Annotated in this window: 14 protein-coding genes and 4 pseudogenes; 6 read left to right on the forward strand and 12 right to left on the reverse strand. The window is 57.6% G+C overall.

Annotation, left to right across the window (positions count from 1 at the left end; genetic code table 11):
* Positions 1–84 precede the first annotated feature (84 nt).
* From tnpC to NCT04_RS34565, 3 genes and pseudogenes are all read right to left on the reverse strand, one after another.
* Positions 85–966: pseudogene (tnpC, locus tag NCT04_RS33485) on the reverse strand (IS66 family transposase); the annotation flags it as partial.
* A gap of 51 nt (positions 967–1,017) precedes the next feature.
* A complete protein-coding gene (gene tnpB / locus NCT04_RS33490; RefSeq protein WP_250470117.1) occupies positions 1,018–1,365 on the reverse strand; it encodes an IS66 family insertion sequence element accessory protein TnpB in 348 nt (115 codons plus the stop codon).
* Between the two features lie 3 nt (positions 1,366–1,368).
* Positions 1,369–1,770 carry a transposase gene (locus NCT04_RS34565; RefSeq protein WP_502800455.1) on the reverse strand — a complete coding sequence of 134 codons (402 nt, stop codon included), beginning with the start codon at positions 1,768–1,770 and terminating at the stop codon, positions 1,369–1,371.
* A 298-nt stretch (positions 1,771–2,068) separates the two neighbouring features.
* On the opposite strand from NCT04_RS34565, the gene NCT04_RS33500 reads away from it, so the two are divergent.
* Positions 2,069–2,251 (forward strand): hypothetical protein, encoded by a 183-nt coding sequence (locus tag NCT04_RS33500; protein ID WP_250470118.1) that lies wholly within the window; start codon positions 2,069–2,071, stop codon positions 2,249–2,251.
* A 251-nt stretch (positions 2,252–2,502) separates the two neighbouring features.
* Here NCT04_RS33500 and NCT04_RS34800 read toward each other — a convergent pair whose 3' ends face one another.
* The 4 genes from NCT04_RS34800 to NCT04_RS33515 form a co-directional block, all read right to left on the reverse strand.
* Positions 2,503–2,994: a ProQ/FinO family protein gene (locus tag NCT04_RS34800; protein WP_350030058.1), complete on the reverse strand. Its 492-nt coding sequence runs from the start codon at positions 2,992–2,994 to the stop codon at positions 2,503–2,505.
* 95 nt (positions 2,995–3,089) lie between these two features.
* On the reverse strand, positions 3,090–4,190 hold the full coding sequence (locus NCT04_RS33505) for a lactonase family protein (protein ID WP_250470119.1): 1,101 nt from the start codon (positions 4,188–4,190) through the stop codon (positions 3,090–3,092).
* A 79-nt stretch (positions 4,191–4,269) separates the two neighbouring features.
* Positions 4,270–5,826 carry a methyl-accepting chemotaxis protein gene (locus tag NCT04_RS33510; RefSeq protein WP_250470120.1) on the reverse strand — a complete coding sequence of 519 codons (1,557 nt, stop codon included), beginning with the start codon at positions 5,824–5,826 and terminating at the stop codon, positions 4,270–4,272.
* 209 nt (positions 5,827–6,035) lie between these two features.
* Positions 6,036–7,658 carry a putative bifunctional diguanylate cyclase/phosphodiesterase gene (locus NCT04_RS33515; protein WP_250470121.1) on the reverse strand — a complete coding sequence of 541 codons (1,623 nt, stop codon included), beginning with the start codon at positions 7,656–7,658 and terminating at the stop codon, positions 6,036–6,038.
* A 133-nt stretch (positions 7,659–7,791) separates the two neighbouring features.
* Here NCT04_RS33515 and NCT04_RS34570 point away from each other — a divergent pair, with 133 nt between their 5' ends.
* A complete protein-coding gene (locus tag NCT04_RS34570; RefSeq protein WP_350030059.1) occupies positions 7,792–8,328 on the forward strand; it encodes a PAS domain-containing protein in 537 nt (178 codons plus the stop codon).
* A 448-nt stretch (positions 8,329–8,776) separates the two neighbouring features.
* On the opposite strand, the pseudogene istB reads toward NCT04_RS34570, so the two are convergent.
* Together istB and istA are read right to left on the reverse strand one after the other, a co-directional pair.
* Positions 8,777–9,553, reverse strand: a pseudogene (istB, locus tag NCT04_RS33525) (IS21-like element helper ATPase IstB); the annotation flags it as partial.
* Positions 9,550–11,040, reverse strand: a pseudogene (istA, locus tag NCT04_RS33530) (IS21 family transposase). The pseudogenes istA and istB, both read right to left, overlap by 4 nt.
* 562 nt (positions 11,041–11,602) lie before the next feature.
* On the opposite strand from istA, the gene NCT04_RS33535 reads away from it, so the two are divergent.
* Entirely contained in the window at positions 11,603–12,049 is a 447-nt protein-coding gene (locus NCT04_RS33535; RefSeq protein WP_250470123.1) for a response regulator, read from the forward strand.
* A 58-nt stretch (positions 12,050–12,107) separates the two neighbouring features.
* Here the strand turns inward: NCT04_RS33535 and NCT04_RS33540 are convergent, their stop codons facing one another.
* The gene (locus NCT04_RS33540; protein WP_250470124.1) at positions 12,108–13,382 is read right to left on the reverse strand and encodes a sensor histidine kinase; all 1,275 of its coding nucleotides are present in this window, start codon (positions 13,380–13,382) and stop codon (positions 12,108–12,110) included.
* Between the two features lie 145 nt (positions 13,383–13,527).
* On the opposite strand from NCT04_RS33540, the pseudogene NCT04_RS33545 reads away from it, so the two are divergent.
* Positions 13,528–13,641, forward strand: a pseudogene (locus tag NCT04_RS33545) (transposase); the annotation flags it as partial.
* A gap of 330 nt (positions 13,642–13,971) precedes the next feature.
* Here NCT04_RS33545 and NCT04_RS33550 read toward each other — a convergent pair.
* Both NCT04_RS33550 and NCT04_RS33555 read right to left on the reverse strand, forming a co-directional pair.
* The gene (locus NCT04_RS33550) at positions 13,972–14,988 is read right to left on the reverse strand and encodes an IS110 family RNA-guided transposase (RefSeq protein ID WP_250470125.1); all 1,017 of its coding nucleotides are present in this window, start codon (positions 14,986–14,988) and stop codon (positions 13,972–13,974) included.
* A gap of 268 nt (positions 14,989–15,256) precedes the next feature.
* Complete coding sequence (locus NCT04_RS33555; RefSeq protein WP_250470126.1) at positions 15,257–16,276, reverse strand: IS110 family RNA-guided transposase; 1,020 nt, start codon at positions 16,274–16,276, stop codon at positions 15,257–15,259.
* Between the two features lie 12 nt (positions 16,277–16,288).
* Between NCT04_RS33555 and NCT04_RS33560 the strand changes: the two genes are divergently transcribed.
* Both NCT04_RS33560 and NCT04_RS33565 read left to right on the forward strand, forming a co-directional pair.
* Positions 16,289–16,489 (forward strand): transposase, encoded by a 201-nt coding sequence (locus tag NCT04_RS33560; RefSeq protein WP_250470127.1) that lies wholly within the window; start codon positions 16,289–16,291, stop codon positions 16,487–16,489.
* A 32-nt stretch (positions 16,490–16,521) separates the two neighbouring features.
* Positions 16,522–17,073: an IS3 family transposase gene (locus NCT04_RS33565; RefSeq protein ID WP_250470128.1), complete on the forward strand. Its 552-nt coding sequence runs from the start codon at positions 16,522–16,524 to the stop codon at positions 17,071–17,073.
* The last annotated feature ends 303 nt before the right edge of the window (positions 17,074–17,376 follow it).

Below are 17,376 nucleotides of genomic sequence, written 5' to 3' on the forward strand. Positions count from 1 at the left end.
ACAATCGACACCGCGCAACGCCCGACCTTGCCGAATCGGTCACGTTCCAGAAATCGGCGGTCACGTTCGCCGAAATACGCACTTGGAGCCCGCTGGCCGGTCGTCCCGAACGTATGTCCAGAGACGTGCGGTATGGGTCTTGCCATTGCCGGGCTCGAGCACCGGTACCGGGGTGTCATCCGCGTGGATCTTCGAGGCGGCCATCACGTATCGGCGAACGACATCTACCAGTGGCCGGAGCAACGCACTGCACTGGCCGACCCAGTCCGCAAGTGTCGAACGGCTGAGTTCCACGCCGTCTCGCGCATAGATCACTGACTGTCTGTACAGGGGAAGGTGGTCACAGAATTTGCCGACCAGAACATGTGCGAGCAACCCGGGGCCGGGCATGCCGCGATCGATTGGCCGATTGGGTGCAGCCGCCTGCACGATGCAGTCGCAACAAGTACAGGCCTTCTTGAGTCGGCGGTGACGAATCACTCGCCAATGCCCAGGTACATATTCGAGTTGCTCGGAGACGTCCTCTCCGAGGTCGCTAAGCGCGCCACCGCATTGCGGACAGCACGCGTCCTCGGGCTGATGTACAACGTCGTCGCGCTGAAGATGTTGCGGAAGCGGCTTGCGTCCCGACGACTTGCCGGTCTCAGAACGAGGCCTTGTTGGTGCGTCGACCGTTGCCGCGCCATCGTCGGCCTGCAAATCTTCGAGACGCAATTCGAGTCGCTCGATCTGACGATCAATCTTCTCCGACTTGCGCCCGAACTGCATGCGCTGCAGCTTCGCAATCCACAGCTTCAGGTGCTCAATCTCGAGCGCCCGGTCGGAGAGTGTCTTCCGGAGCATCGTGACAGTGTCGCGCAGATCCGTAAGCTCGCCTTCGTGCTCACGTAACGCCGCCTCGCGCTCGATCAGGAGCGCCTTCAAAGCCTCGATATCGTCCGGAAGGATAGCGTCGCTGGATGCCATGCACGCAGTTTACGCGCGTGCATTGCCCCAAGCCTGCGTTGTCACATACGTTTACAAAGCGCTGGAGGGGCGCGCTGCATCGACGGGCTGTCGCCAGTCGAATCCTTCGAGCAGAAGGCCGAGTTGAGCGCTGGTCAGCGAAACAACACCGCCATCAGCACGAGGCCACGCAAAGCGCCCACGCTCCAGACGTTTGGCGAACAGGCATAGGCCGCCGTCGCGCCAGTACAGGCATTTGATGAGGTCGCCACGTTTGCCCCTGAACACGAAGATGTGACCAGAGAATGGATCCTTCGCTAGCACAGTCTGCACCTTCGCGGCCAGGCCGTCGAAGCCGCAGCGCATATCCGTAAATCCGGCGGCAACCCAGATGCGCGTGTTTGTCAGCGGACCAATCATCGGCTAAGGCACTGGATCACAACGCGCAGCGTGTCGAGATCGACGCCCCCTTCCACGTGTATCTCGCCTCGTGGCAACTGGATCCGGATCGGTGCCGAGCCCCTGTGTTAAAGGCGTAGAAGCGGCCTGTTGGGCCGCGCCGCTGTCGCTGTCGCTGTCGCTGGCCTCATTCAAAGTGATCGGCAGCAAGGCGCATTCGCGATCGTTCACACCAAGGCGTCCCTCCAGATACTGCTTGCGCCAGTCAAACAGCTGATTCTCGTTCACTTCGTGACGGCGTGCAATCTCCGCCACCGAACGTTTACCGGATAACGTCTCTTCGACGATCCGGCGTTTCTCGTCCACGGTACGCCGGTGATATTTCCGGGCGCTTTTAACTTCGGTGAATTCAGTCACTGTGTCCATGATTCCCTTATGGACACAGTCACATTTGTGCCCCGGGAAAGCATGGCTCTGCCTTCATCAGCCGTCTATACGGTCAGGGTCGGACGGTTACAAAGCAGGCGAGAGGACTCGCCATGAAGAGGGGGGTGCGGATTCCGTGCAAACCAACAGTCAACACTTCTGATTATTCTGTTCCGGTGAAAGTAACCCCGAGTGGGCTGATCCATTTGGAGTTTGCTTTGGCCGATGCGGCATATCTTGCGCATGTGGGATTAACAAGCCCGGTGAGGGAGGATAGGAAACGGACGAAATCCGGAACATGATGGCAAAGAAATGGAACACCAATGAGGCAGCAGAGCCTTGCGACAAGCTAAAGAAGACCTTTGCTGAATGTATGCTTGAAGAGGACCTGCGCTACCGCGTTGTACCGGAGCAGTTCGAAGGGCAGCGCTTTCTTCGCTCTTCTTTCCGCTCAAAATCGGTTCGCGAAGCAGCCCAGTAATTAGAACATGGTGATTGCTTAACATCTCGAGGTCGCCTGTGGGACGCATGACAGACGACCGCGAGAGCCCAGTTGACGCGGCTGCCGGGAATGCTTTGGCTTCCCGCGCAAAGGGGGCGACCGCGGAAATGTTTGTTGTACATTGGAAGCGGCAGTAGCGGTCGCGATGAGACGATGGGCCGAAGTGGGTTGGTTTAGGGCACTGACAGTCGTCCAGAACTGGAAAAGGCAATAGGGACAACAATTAAAAATCAACGCCGTCGTACGCGTCGTATATTTGCAATCTGCTCCCGCTTGCGCGCAAGTCGAATGTTCTCTTGACTTGCGCCGTACTCGGCGTCGGCGGTGGTTACAAATCCAGCATTTTTGCCATTGAGATCAACGCGTACCGCACCTTCGACGAGACAAGTCCAATAGCGTTGGCCACGGCACCAGAGCTTCACACCGTTACGAATGTCTCGCTCGCTAATTCTAAGCGTCGCCGCCCGGGCGAGCAGGTCCCTGAGAATCCCAACCTTAAGCGGAACCTTAGATGCAGGACTTCGCGGAAATGCGCGCGGGAAATTTCGCTGAAGGATAGTGACTGCGCGCGCGGCTCCATCAACAGACGTTCGCGGACGCTTTTGCCCCTTGATTCCCTGTCCTGCGTCCACGGGCGCTGACACTAACGGTGATGTAGCCTCACTGTCTTCCTCGCGTTGACTAAGCTGCAACTTGAGTGCGGCGAGCTGTTCGAAACCCATTGTGCGTGCCTAAAGTTCGACAACACAATTCTACCAACGACGTCGCTCACCTCGCCCAAGCAAAGACATGAATCGTGACGACGTCGCAATCCATATTACTCCACGTTCGAACCATCAAACCTGACGATTTCGACCCAATTCGCGCCCTTGCCAACCGGATACTGTCCAATTGCGGTCAGCTTGCCGGTCTTGGCGTCGATTTGGTAAGCGCTTAGCTTAGGCGACAGTTGCCCGACAGCCAGCAAGTACTTGCCGGACGGATCGATATTAAACCCTCGCGGTTGCTTCTCGGTCGAAAACGTGCCGATACGCGTCAGCTTGCCGGTCGCCTTGTCGACCTTATACGCCGCGAGCGTGCTCGACGTTCGCTCCGATGCATACAGGAAGCGGCCATCGGGTGTCAGGTGCAGATCGGCGCCCCATGGATTGCCGCCGGAGAAGTCGGGTGGCAAGATCGAGACGGTCTGAATCGGTTTCACCAAATCGTGCTTGTTGTCGAACGACAGCACGTGCAAATTGCCATCGAGCTCGTCGATCAGATAAGTGAAGCGCTGATCCGGCGAGAAGACAAAGTGACGCGGTCCCGACTTCGGAGGTAATGAATAAGCCGGCGCCACGTCCTGGGTCAATTGACCGTTCGAGGCGTCGAATCCGAAGCGCAGCCAGGCATCCGAGCCGAGCACCGACGCGAACACCGCGCGGTTGTCTGGCGCGTTGCGGATCGCGTGTGCCATTGGACCGGTCTTGATCGTCTGCTGCACGTCGCCCACCACGCCGTTCACGCCAATCCGATTCACCGCTACCATATTTCCGCCGTACGATGCGGAGAACAGAAAGCGGCCGCTTGCATCGGTCGATACATACGCCATGCTCTCGGCCAGCGGTGCCCTGCCCAGTTCAATAAGCTTGCCGTCAAGGGGATTGAGCGCGAAGCTTACCGCGCTATAGGGCTTCGAACGCAGTCCGGCGTAAAGACGCAAATGATTGGGCGAGAGCGCCATCGGCATGACGGTCCCGCCCACCGAGACGGTCTCGACGGCAGTCATCGCACCGCTAGACTCGTTGAGTCTGAAAACGGATATGTCCTTGCTATCTGCGTTCGAAACGTACGCGTATGTCGCGGCCTGCGCAGTGCTGGTGGCTGTGCTGGCCGCCAAGAGAACGGCGATTGCGCCGACGATCTTCGTCATCTTCATTTACATACTCCAAGTGGAAACGGGTTTGTTTTTGCGTACGCGGTAGCCCGCGCGTCGAGGCGCACTAATTCCGCATTGTTCAGTGCGCAGCGAGTCTGAACACCGAAACGGCATCCGTCATCGATTGCGCCTGTTGTTCGAGCGAGCTCGCAGCCGCAGCGGCTTCTTCAACGAGCGCGGCGTTCTGCTGGGTCACTTGGTCCATTTGCGAAACCGCTTCACCGACTTGCTCGATGCCGGTGCTCTGCTCGATCGTCGCCGACCGGATTTGATCCATCAGCGCGGCCACATCGCGCACCGCGCCGACTATCTGCTTCATTGACTGCCCAGCCTGCGCGACGAGATCGTTGCCGTGCTCGACGTCGGCCACGGACGTGGTGATGAGTGCCTTGATGTCGCGGGCGGCGCCTGCGCTGCGTAGCGCTAGGCTGCGCACCTCGCTTGCTACCACCGCGAAGCCTCGGCCCTGTTCGCCAGCGCGCGCGGATTCGACCGCCGCATTTAACGCAAGAATGTTGGTCTGGAACGCGATGCTGTCGATCATGCCAATAATATCGGCGATCTTGCGTGAGCTACCGCTGATCGCGGTCATGGTACGGATCGCGCGCTCGACGACCTCGCCCCCGCTTTCAGCAACCCGCGCCGCGCTTGATGCCTGAGTGCTGGCTAGCTGCGCGTTATCGGCGTTCTGCTTCACCGTCGACGTCAATTGCTCCATGCTCGCCGCTGTTTCCTGAAGCGCCGCCGCCTGCTGTTCGGTACGGCTCGACAGATCAAGATTGCCCGCGGCAATTTCGCGCGCACCGCCGTAGATGGCTTCGCAATTGGTGCGGACATTCTCCACTGTTTGCGTCAAGCCGCGCTGCATGCGGTGCATTGCCGCCAACAATTGGCCAATTTCGTTGGCGCTCGCCTCGGGAATAGGCACGGTCAAATCGTTGGCCGCGATGCGGTCGAGCAGGTTTGCCGCGTCGGCCAGCGGCTTCGTGACGATGCGTTGAAGTGCGAAGTGCGATACCACGATTAACGCGAGCGCAGTAGACACGCCGAGCGCCACGAGGGCGATCACCCACTTATATTCTCGATCAACCTGCGCGACGGCATCGTTGGACAGCGTGTTCGCACTGGCCTGAAACTTCTCGACATTGGTTGAATACGCCGCGCCCGAAGAGGTGATGTCGCGATCGTTGATCGTTGCATAGGCGTTAGTGTCGCCCGCGAGCAGTGCATCGGAGGCCTGTTTTAGTAACGCCGCGAGCTTGTTTGACGACTCGAGCAACTGGTGCTTTAGCGCATCGTCCTGCCCCTCGACGGAAGCGGCGTTGCGGAACGCCTCGGTTTCGTCGGCAGCGCGCTTAATGGTCGTCGCGGCGGCGCTCACCGCCGAATCGCGCGTTGCTCCATCATTGCGCTCTTTTAGTGCCGAATAGGCTCGCGTCAACGCGGACCGTGTGCGGGTTGAGTTCTTATAAGCATCGTTGACGACCGTCACCTGCGACGCGATTTCATTAATTCGGTTCAGACTCGCATTTGCCCGGCTGAGCGTTACGACTCCCAAAATTCCACCGAATAGGACCATCGCTCCGAAAACCACGGAGACGGCTAGCAAGCTGCTTCGAACCGATAGGTGGCGCATGGCCAGTATGCCTCAACGTTGTACGATGACACGGATAACGGCTGTTTTGGCGTCGGCTTTAATCTGAGCACCTAGCGAGATCCAACCTTCCTGTGGATTCGAATGCTCATGGACAACCAACCTCCGCCTGATACCTATTGATCATCGATGCGCCAATCGGCGCGGATTTCTTGTCGACGGCAGCTTTTCCGTGAAGGTGCGCGAGAACATTACGTGACGCTTTGAAGTGTGTTATCAGACGGCTGTGCAATCGCTCGGAACCCAAGCGTATTAAGCGGCGTACGCGCCAATACGCGGTCTACTTCCATCCCGGACATAGGTTTGCCAAAAAGATACCCTTGACCAAAGTCGCACCCCCCGATGCTGAGTATCTTTGCCACTTCGTCTGTTTCGACGCCCTCCGCCGTTGTCAGCATCTTTAGGCCTTTGCTTAACGCCAGCACGGCAGAGATCACTTTATCGCGTCCTAAAACCGGGTCATTCATAAATGATCGGTCGATTTTGATTTTGTCGATCGCAAGCTGGGTTAGATGGTAAATCCCCGAGTAACCTGTTCCGAAATCGTCGAGCGATACACTGATGCCTCTTGCTCGTAAAGCGTGCAACGCTCGCCGTGCGGCGGGCAGATTGCCAACCAGAGCCTGCTCGGTCACCTCGACCTCCAGGCGACTGAAGGGAAAGTTCGCTTGCTCAAGGATGCTGCAAAGGCGTTCGGGAAGCGTGCTGTCTTCAAGCATGCCGACGGTCACATTTAGCGCCAGAGTCATTTCGCCAGGCCACGTCAGGGCGTGAGCGATCGCCGACTTTAATAACGAAAAGCTCATTTCAGGCATCAAGCCCAATCGTTCAACGATGGGGATGAAAGTATCTGGCATTTGAAGTCCACGATCGTGGTGTCGCCAACGCGCTAGGATTTCAAACCCGACGAGTCGCTGGTCCGGCAAACTCACGACCGGTTGGAAGTAAGGCTCGATCTCCTCTTTTGCGACGGCATACGCTAGCTCTTCTTCAAATTGGGCCGCCGCTTTTTGTTCTTGGTCGTAATGCGGTTCGTGGAAGTGGTAGCTGTCCTTCCCCATTTTTTTAGCGCGGTACATCGCATGGTCAGCACATTTCAGAAGGCCTTCAGAGGTGGCGGCGTCAAACGGGCTCATTCCGATCCCGATGGTTGCGCTGATCGACACATTTCCTGAAATCCCGGAAAGGGGCGCCCCAATCTTCTGCAGTAAGCTCTCCGATATTAGCGCAAGCGTTTCTCTGCTGCCTTCGGGGATGAACATCGCGAACTCGTCTCCCCCGAGCCGGGCAACCGTAGCCGAGCGATTGCTCCCAAACTCGGCAAGCCTCACCGCAATTTCGCAAAGCACCTTGTCACCAGTTGCGTGACCGTAAGTGTCATTGATTGGTTTGAACCTATCCAAATCAATGATCAGGACCGCAGTTTTTTCATGTGGAACTGCAAGCCGTTGGTCCAGGGTTTCGATAAAAACACGGCGATTATATAGACCCGTCAATGAATCATGCCGCGCAAGGGAATCGCTTCTGCTTTGCTCCGCCCGCAACGCAGCGAACGCTTTGCGCTGGATGGCAAGTAACCGCGCTATGCGCACGCCAGGCACTATCAGAGCAAGCGCTGAAAACCCGGTCGAGGTCAAGATAAAGCGCCACCGCTCTGCGGCTTCGAAATTAGATTCGTAAGAAAGACCCAGTAAGGCCGTCGTCCAGCCTTCGAGTTTCAGTTCCCAGAGACCGGAGAGTACGAAGACCGTCAGAAGCGTTGCTAAGACGAATCTGGCGGCCTGTGCGGAGGAATGGGGCGTGAATCGATGCATGGCTATCAATTGCTTGGGGGATAGACCAGCTAACGACACTTATCACCGTAAATTTAGGCCCAGACCAGTTGCGTCGCGAAGCGCGCGTCAATCGAAGTGAGTCGCAGGGCTGGGAGGAGAGCCTTTGCATAGCGTGCCTCAATCTAAGACTAACCCCCGGATTGGTGCGTGTGAAATCGCTACTGCAGCACTGGTCTGGCGACGACGCGGCGTTGATGGAAAAGTCACGAAGATTTGTTCTGCTTCAAAGCGCTATTCGGGCAGGCACCAACGACCACATCGGACTAGTTTCGCCACGCGCCAACAAATCGATGCAGGATGGTTCGACGCCGTGCATCCGGACGACCGCGAACGCGTCCGTCGTCAATGGCGTGGCGTCGTTGAGGATCGGCTCTGCAGCACGTTAGCGTTTCGCTTGATGCAGCGCGAGCAAGGCTATCGTTCGATGACGGCGCGCATCGTGCCTATCTTCGACGATACAGACGAGCTCGTCAAATGGTTCTGCGTGACCGTGGACCGGACGCAGGAAGAGGAGGGGATTGCAGCGATCAAGGATCGCGATCTCCGGCTGTTCGTTGCAATGCGGGGTGCGCGCACGACAACCATCATAGCGGCTTCGATACATTTACCGATTCGAAATAATTTATCGTTTAGATGCGCCTTTAGGTAAGCGGCTGTTTTGCGTCGCGTAGAGGTCCTCTCATAGAGAAACGGCCGCGCGAGCAACAAGGCTCGCCGAACGTGAAATCATACGACTCGAAGTCATTCTTTGCGGCATGCGACAGGGAATAGAGGCACCGCACGCCTCGCCGTCAGCTAGTGGCATGCCCGCGTCTTTAATAGCGAAGCTCATTCCTGCTGGTGGCCATGCAGTGGCAACGTGTGCTGCGTCTGCGTCTGCGTCGCGCGCTCGACGCGATTGTGCTGCCAAATCGTCCGTATGCCCGCAGTTTGAACAGCGCACCTGCTTGGCGGCGTAGTGCCTCATCTTCGCCTACGGAGAAAATTAACTTATCGCTAGACGGCGTCAAGCAGCACGGCTGGTCAGCGACAACTATCTTGGCCGGTCGACGGGTGTAGTTGTCGCTGGCTAACTCATAGTTGTCGCGCCTCCATCGCAATTGTCGCCGGCGCGCGCTCTGTTTGTCGCTGGCCTTACGGCGGCGATAGCTTTCGACGTTCAGCTCGAAGATCGTCGAGTGATGGACGAGCCGGTCGATGGCTGCGACCGTCATGCCGGGGTCGGGGAACACATCATTCCAGCCAGAGAACGGCTGATTGGCCGTTATTAAAAGACTTTTGCGCTCATACCTCTCGGCAATCAGTTCGAACAGCACACTAGTTTCAGCCTGATCCTTACGCGCGTACGACAGGTCATCGAGGATGATGAGATCGAAGCGATCGAGCTTCGCAAGCGCGGATGGCAATTGCAGGCTCTGGCGTGCAGCCTGAAGCTTCTGGACGAGTTCGCTGGTGCGCATGAACAGCACCCGATAGCCAGCGTCGATCAACGCGTGTCCTATGGCTGATCCCAGATAACTCTTGCCAGCGCCAGGTGGCCCGAACAGGAGAATTGTGGCGCCTTTCTCCAGCCAGGATTCTCCGGTTGCCAACGCAGTAACATGCGCCTTCGAGACCATCGGCACCATGCCGAAGTCGAAGGTCCCAAGTGTCTTGGTCGGGTCCAGATGTGACTCGATTCGGTGGCGCTCGATGCGTCGTTTGGCTCGTTCAGCCAGTTCGTGCTCGAGCAATGCGCCGAGTAGCCGGGAGGCCTGCCAGCCTTCCTTGTCAGATCGTTCCGCGAACTCGGGCCACAACCTGCCGATGGTCGGCAAACGTAGCTCGTTGAGCATCAGGGCCAGACGGCCGTTGTCATGGGCGGGAGCGTTCATGCTGCCACCTGGCTGAGCAACTCGTCATAGATCGCTACCGGGGGCATTTCGACCACCACCTCAGGGCACACTGCCTGACGTGGCGCGAAATCATCGCGCAACTGCTTCAGATCGGGCAGGTCGCCGGCTGCGAGCAACGCTTCAAACCGTTCGGCCAGCACCGCTTCAACGCCGTGGTGTCCCGCGAGTTCGAGCAGGCCCACCATGCTCTTGCAGGCCTGACGTTGCGACCGCTGCCCCTCCAACTGCTCCCAGGTCCGGCGATAGGCTTCGCGAGGAAACAGAGCATCACGAAACGCGAGCCCCATGAATGCCTGTGGCTTGCGCCTGAGCAAGTCGATGAAGTGGCGGTAATCAAGCGCGTGGCGGTTATCGGCGGCACGGGAGCCTCGCGGCGTGCTGTGCATCAGTGCGCCCGACAGATAGCATTCGAGCCAATTTCGTAGAGACGCACCTTGAGGCGATGGCCGATCAGGCGCGACGGCGCGCTGTACAGGATGCCGCGCACGGTGAACGTGCTGCAACGGGTCACGAGCGCCTCTTCCTCCACGAAGTCAGTGGTACGGCGTTCAGGTAAATCCTGCAACTGTGCGCGCTCAATGCGAAACGCCGCAGCGTTGCGCCGGCTTCGGCGCATTACCACCTCACGGATGAATTCATCGTAGGCCACCCGGTCCGCGAAGTCACGATGGCCGCGGAGCATCAGGGCCTGGTCGACCGCTTCCTTCAGATATCGATGCGAGGATTCCACGCTGCCGTTCTCGTGACCCAGACCGCGATTGTTGCGCGTACCCTCCATGCCGTAATGATCAAGCAGCGCTGCGTAACGCGTCGTGAAGTCCTCCTGCTCCGTCAGGTTCTTAAATGCAGCCGACTGACTGTCAGAGCGATGTTCTCGCGGGCAGCCGCCTGCCTGCCACAGCGCGTTCTGCAATCCGGCGGCGAGAGCTTCGAAACTCTCGCCGCCTTCAATCACATTCGCGTACTCCCAGCGCGAGAACGCCAGCACGAAGTGATACAACCGGTGGCCGAATGGCGCACCGCCAATCGTCACGCAAAGCTTGCTCATATCGGTGAAGTCCGACAGTCCCCGCACGCCGGGCTGATGTTCCTGGGGAAGAACACCTCCAGACTGGGCCTTCGAGTGCCCGCCACTGGCGAATACGTCGCTCCAGCGTGCGACGCATGCTATCGGGGTAACGATCCGGATGATCATCCTGCAGCTTGCGCAAGATCGTGATGCCCATCAGATTAGGCGCGTTGCTTAGCAACGGAACGACTTCGCTGTCCCAAACGTCGACGAAGGGATCAGGGCGGGTACGCCATGATTTCCGCAGCTTCTGAGAGGGCAGCGTGGCATCGCGCTCGATGCGGCGCGCCGTACGCACGCTGATGCCGGTCTTGGCGGCGGCCACTTCCTGCGAATGATGTTTGCGCTTGTTCATGTAAAGACGAACCTGTTGGTCGGTAATGCGGGTTCCAGACATGAGCTGACCGCTTCCTCTTTAAGCTTCGATCAGCCCATCCTAAAGCCCCGCCGACACAGCGCTGCCGTTGGCTCGTCGTCTCCGGCGGCTACGCCGCCTATGACTCCTCACCACCGGCCAAAGCAATCGTCAACGACCGGCCAAAGCAATTGTCGCCGCCCAGCCCTCGGCTCAGCATCCTTTCCCGGTGCGCCGCGCACGATTCGGACGGATTTGACGCCCTTGCTGACCCTGCGAATAAGACGAACTGGAGATCAGCAACAGCACCGAGACCGGACGACACGTTGTCATACGAGCGCAAGGTCGTTGCCGAGCAGATCAGCGCCATACGTCTGTACAAGCGCAATCAACACCGACATTTTTCGCCCGGTTAGAACCAGGCGCGCGACTTCCGGACCAAGCAATGCATCGATGTCGTCATCGATCGAAACGGCTTCACGGCACGAAGCGTCACCGTGTTGTATAGATCGAATAACGAGCCAATGCCAAAACGAGGACCCCATGCTCTTTCTTGTATGATTTTTGCTAGCAAAGCTTTACACGCCTTGCCTGCAAAATAACGATGACACTTTGTGAGAATCTGCGCTGCTCAATCTGGACAACCAGACTTAAAAAAGACGTTGGCATCCCGCGCGTACTGGTAGTCGACGATTTTACAGACACTGCGGATGCAATCAGCACCGTTCTGACGCTGGATGAAATGGAAACTCAGGTGGCTTACGACGGGAATACCGCTATTCGAACGACCGAGCAATGGCGGCCTGACGCTGTCTTATTGGATATCTGGATGCCCGATATCTCGGGCCTTGAGGTCGCTGCGCGCCTTCGGGCGAACTCCGCCACGTCCTCAATTATATTGATTGCGCATTCAGCTGCCGCGGCACCAGCGGACCTGGAGCGCGCTCACGCAGCGGGGTTTGACGCATTCTGTGCCAAGCCGCTTGACGCTCGCATGTTCAAGCCGCTGATCCGCCATTTTTGTCAAGCCGGATCGGCAGATAGGCGATGATTGCCGATGGCTATCACTGTGTGGATCAGGGCACGTTGCGGTCGCGCTATGCGACTTTTCACTCCCTATTTATCGGAGCCGTAACAGGAAGAGTCACTGTAAAGGTCGTCCCAGCGTCTCGGCTGGACGTGAGTGAGATCGAACCTCCGTGCGCCCTAGCCAACTCTTTAACGATAAATAGGCCTAGGCCAATGCCGCGCGCACTAGCTCGATCGTGCTTGCTCGCCGTCGGCAGACGCTTCAGAGGATCGAAGATGTCGGATTGCTTCTCCCAGGGTATAGGTTCACCGACGTTATGGACGGACAGCTGCACGGTTATTCCAGCTCGAAATGCGTTGACGAGTACGGGTGCATCCGCGGCTCCGTGACTGAGCGCATTGCTCGTCAGGTTCGAGATAATCTGCCGTAACCGGTCTCGATCCCACTTCCCATCGAGTGTATCGCCCACGTCGAGTTCAATCAGCCGATCAGGATGAAACGCTCTCAATTCACCGACCGCGTCCTCACACACATCGCGTAGCGATACAGATTCCGGCTTGATCGACACACGGCCTCCCATGCGTACTTGTGCAAAATCAAGGAGATCGCCAACCATCTTTTCCATCGCACTGGCACTGCTCAAGATGCGACCCACCGCCTTCATTTCCGATCCACTCACCGCATCGCTTCGCAAGAGGTATTGGGCCGACATCATGATTGCGCCTAAAGGGTTACGCAGATCATGCGCGATCATGCCAACCATCAACTCGCGGGCGCGGTCGGTGCGCGATGTGTACCAGGCGATCGACTCGGTTAGCGCCTGATCAACAGCTTCGCCAAACCGTATAGTCTCTTCAACTGCTGTGGAGGGATCGGCAACGTCGGCAGCACGCCACCGCCGAAGAATGTTTGCCCGCAACGCTCGGTATTCGGAAATCATCTCCAACAGCGAAAAGCTCGACGCGAACCGATCTTGCGCGTGACCCTTCGCGTCGTCGATCAGTGCGGGAGAATTTTCTGGCAAATCGCCGCGGCTCTTGTCAGATCGGCCCGCCTCACTTTGATGCGATTCCATGTCTTGTGCGACGTTCAACAGTAACTCTGCGGCCGTATCCTGGAGTTCCTCTTTGGAGAGTCGCGTAGCGCTTTCGAGATGCGATTTTGCAAAGTCGGCAAATTCGCTAACGATGGCATCGAGATCCACTCGAATAAACTCGCTCAAACTAACAAAGTTTCGCTCCTCAGATAAACGCAAAGTGTCGGGGCACATATTTGATATTTTTTTCGTATGAACAGGTGGATGATGAGCATCTCGCGTGCCACGCGACACCCGTTGAAGCGGGGCGGAGGTCATTTCTCCGTTGCTTAACTTCAATAGTTTCGGTCAGCCGCTGGCAAACCACTGGAATACGATCAGCAACGGCGCAGCATTCGGAACTGACCTGCCCCCCGAGATTAGTACGCTGACGGTGTAGAGTCCGTTCCGACAAGGAGCGGTCATGAAGAAGCGATTCACCGAAGAACAGATTATCGGCATGCTGAGGGAGGGCGAGGCTGGCTTGAAGCCCGCAGAGCTGTGCCGAAAGCACGGCATCTCTGAGGCGACCTACTACATATATGGACTGCTCCCAATAGCAAACGGAAGTTGACAGACACGGAGTCGATTGCGTACATATACATGGCCTCGTCCCATTTGCCAAATCATCTGGTCTACAGCGAGCAGGTGTTGGATTGCATATATACATTCGGCCTGTTGATGGCACGGGTGTGCCTGGCCCCAATGGATTTCGCCCGACGACTCCTTCATATATCCACGGCTTCGAAAGCCCTAAGTCCGCGCAGGTTCAGTCGTCGACGGTCCAACCTGTTTTGCCATTGAATCAGATCACCTGTGCAACCAATGAAGAGGTCAACAACGACGCAGGATGTGATCGGGATTCCGCTCATACCGGCGGCGCATACTCCCGACCACGTGCGAGCAACGCCCAGATCGTTCTGGCAATTTTGTTCGCGAGTGCTACGACAGCGACGTTTGTTCCGCGACGCGCCTGAACGGCGAGTATCCATTGGGAGAGTTTGTCCGTATGCCTTACGGCTTGCTGGACAACCGATCGCGCACCATGTACCAGCAGCATTCGCAGATACCCGTTTCCGCGCTTCGTAATACCGAGCAGCCGATCTTTACCGCCCGACGAGTGTTGACGTGGTGTCAGGCCAAGCCACGCTGCAAACTGCCGACCGTTTGAGAACTCAGAGGCGCTGCCAGCCGCGGCAATGACGCTGGTTGCAATCATCGGTCCGACACCACGGATCTTTTCGAGGCGCTTGCTTATGGGCGATGCATTGTGCACTTGTTGGATCAGGTTGTCATACCTCGCGATCTGCTTATCAAGCAAGGCAAGTCGCTCGTACATATCACGCATCATTGTTCGGGTCAGTTCTGTCAGCTCGTTGTGCGCGTCATCGATAATGGTGGGAAGTTGTGTCCGCGCTTTGAGAGGTGTCTGCGCAATAACCACGCCGTATTCAGCCAGCAAGCCTCGAATCTGATTGATCTGCGCGATGCGGTCTCGCATCAGAAGACTGCGGATGCGGTGCATGGACTGGATGTCCTGCTGCTCCACGCTGTTGACTGCGACGTAGCGCATCGTTGGACGAGATGCGGCTTCGACAATGGCTTCCGCGTCATTTCGATCATTCTTCTGAGATTTGACGAACGGCTTGACGAATCTCGGGGCGATAATCTGGACCTGATGCCCCATCGCAGTGAACCGCCGAGCCCAGTAGTGCGCTCCACCACAAGCTTCCATCACAATGCGGCAACACGGTAGGCAGACAACCGCTTCTAAGAGCTTGTTGCGGCTGACTCGCCGGCTCAATACCGGGTGGCCGCGCTCGTCAACGCCGTACAGCTGGAAAATGTTCTTGGCTAGATCGATGCTCAGCAACGCGACGCTCATGACGGCCTCCGTTCATTCGTGGATCAGGGACTGTTCATATTGCCATGCACTTCCATCGAGATCATTAGCATTCCTCCATCGAAGGTAGGACGAGGCCATTCCACTATATCCGGCGTCAGGGCGGAGCCCAGCGCCTAACTGGAATTCCGCGCGTGCAGGCCTCAACAACTGGAAGACCTCAGGGGCCGTTATAGAAATCAGGTTCCCTGCTCGCCGGATCGACCGGAGTGCCATTCGTCAATTCGTCAACGCATCGTTGGTGACATTGCTACACTGCTTTTTGATACGACTGGCCGGTGGCGAGCATCGACCAGATGACACGGGCCATCTTGTTCGCGATCGCAACGATGGCTCGGTTGGCGCCTCTTCTGGCTTGTACGGCAAGAGCCCAGGCGTGCTTTTTGTTATGTTTAGTGGGTGCGGTTCTGAGTACGGCGCGCGCACCGTGTATGAGTAACGTACGTAGATGCCGGTCCCCTCGCTTGCTGATGCCGAGCAGGTGCGTTCGGTCTCCGCTGGAACTCTGCCGGGGCACCAGACCAAGCCAGGCTGCAAAGTGGCGGCCATTCTTGAAGTCCTTGGGATCTGATACCGCCGCGACGATCGCTGTCGCTGTTTTGGAACCGACTCCTTCAATCTGCGCGATGCGCTGACAGGTCTCACTGGCCTTGAATACCATATCGATGCGCCTGTCGAAGCCGGCAATGCGGTAGTCCAGCCCACGTAATTGTTCCATCAGATCGGCGAGCATTTCACGGGCGAGCGGCGTCAAGGCGTTCGAGACGTCGGCAACGATGGCCGGAATCTCTCGACGTGCGCGCGTACTCGACTGCGCGAATACGATGCCGCGTTCGGCGAGAATGCCCCGCATTTGGCTTACAAGTCCAGTCCGGTTGCTCACGAGACGTGTACGTGCGCGGTGAAGACTTTGCACATCCTGCTGCTCCACCGACTTGACCGGCACAAAGCGCATCGATGGTCGCTGCAACGCTTCGCAGATTGCCTCGGCATCGTTGCCATCATTCTTGTTGCCCTTCACGAAGGGTTTCACGAATTGCGGGCTGATCAGTTTGACCACGTGACCTTGCTGTTGAAACTGTCGCGCCCAATGATGAGCGCTTCCGCAGGCTTCCATCCCGATAGTGCATGGCGATAGTCGAAGAGTCAGTTCCACCAGTTGGGCGCGACCGACGCGACGTCGCAGCACAAGTTTGCCCGCGGCATCCACGCCGTGCACCTGGAAAACGTTCTTTGCGAGATCGATAGCAAGAAACCGAATGGTGTCCATGACGACACTCCTATGAACGAGAACGCCAGCAGTTACGATACGCCTGGTGGAGCAGTCCATACCATTAACTGGAAGGCGAAATTCTGCGGCATGATGGTTTCCGACGCCCAGCGCCTGAAGGAGCTGGAGCAGGAGAACAACAAGCTCAAGCGGCTGCTGGCCGGATCGATGCTCGACAACTCTGCGTTGAAGGACCTGTTGTCGCGAAAATAGCAAGCCCGCAGGCCAAACGCGAGGCGGTCAAGATGGTGATGACCGAACGCGCCATGGGTGTCACCCGGGCCCGCGGGCTGGTAGGGATTACGCGCTCGCTGTTCCAGTATGAGTCGCGCCGACGAGCCGACGACGAAGCGCTGACTGGCCGGATGATGGCCATCGCAGCTCAAAAGCGACGCTATGGCTATCGGCGAATTCACGTGCTGTTGCGGCGCGAGGGCTGGCTGGCCAATCACAAACGCATCTGGCGGCTGTACAGCAAGGCCGGACTGAGCTTGCGCAAGCGGCGACGCAAGCGCATTGCCGCTGTCGAGCGCAAACCGCTGCCGGTGCCAACGGGACCGAACCAGAGCTGGTCAATGGACTTTGTCAGCGACGGGTTGGCCAATGGTCGGCGCTTTCGCTGTCTGAACGTGGTCGACGATTACACGCGTGAGTGCCTGGCTATCGAGGTCGATAGCTCGTTGCCGGGTCTGCGGGTCAAGCAGGTGCTTGAACGGTTACGCGAGATGCGCGGCTTGCCTGCTTCCATCACGGTGGACAACGTACTAACTGTCAAGCAGAACCGCCAAAACAGGTAAAGCGCATCCGGGCGCGCGGCCGATGCCGTTCGCCGCGATTACAAAGAGCAATCAACCAGTGGTCTTCCGCATAATCGGGGGGACTTGCTGACCATAGTGGACACAAGATTCATCGCGCACGCGCGTGATCTTCACCGTACCTAAAACAGCATAGAAGCCCCAGCGGAAGGTCCGAGCATTGTCTACGGGGTCGTCTGCGCCCCTACGGCAGCCGAGAGAGGGATCGATCCACTGGGTAAACCGAATTCGAAGAATTGCCGATACGGCTGGTTCCTCTTGATCATACTGTAGGCCACCCGCGCC

Source organism: Caballeronia sp. GAFFF2 (genome assembly GCF_023631485.1).
Classification (GTDB): Bacteria; Pseudomonadota; Gammaproteobacteria; order Burkholderiales; family Burkholderiaceae; genus Caballeronia.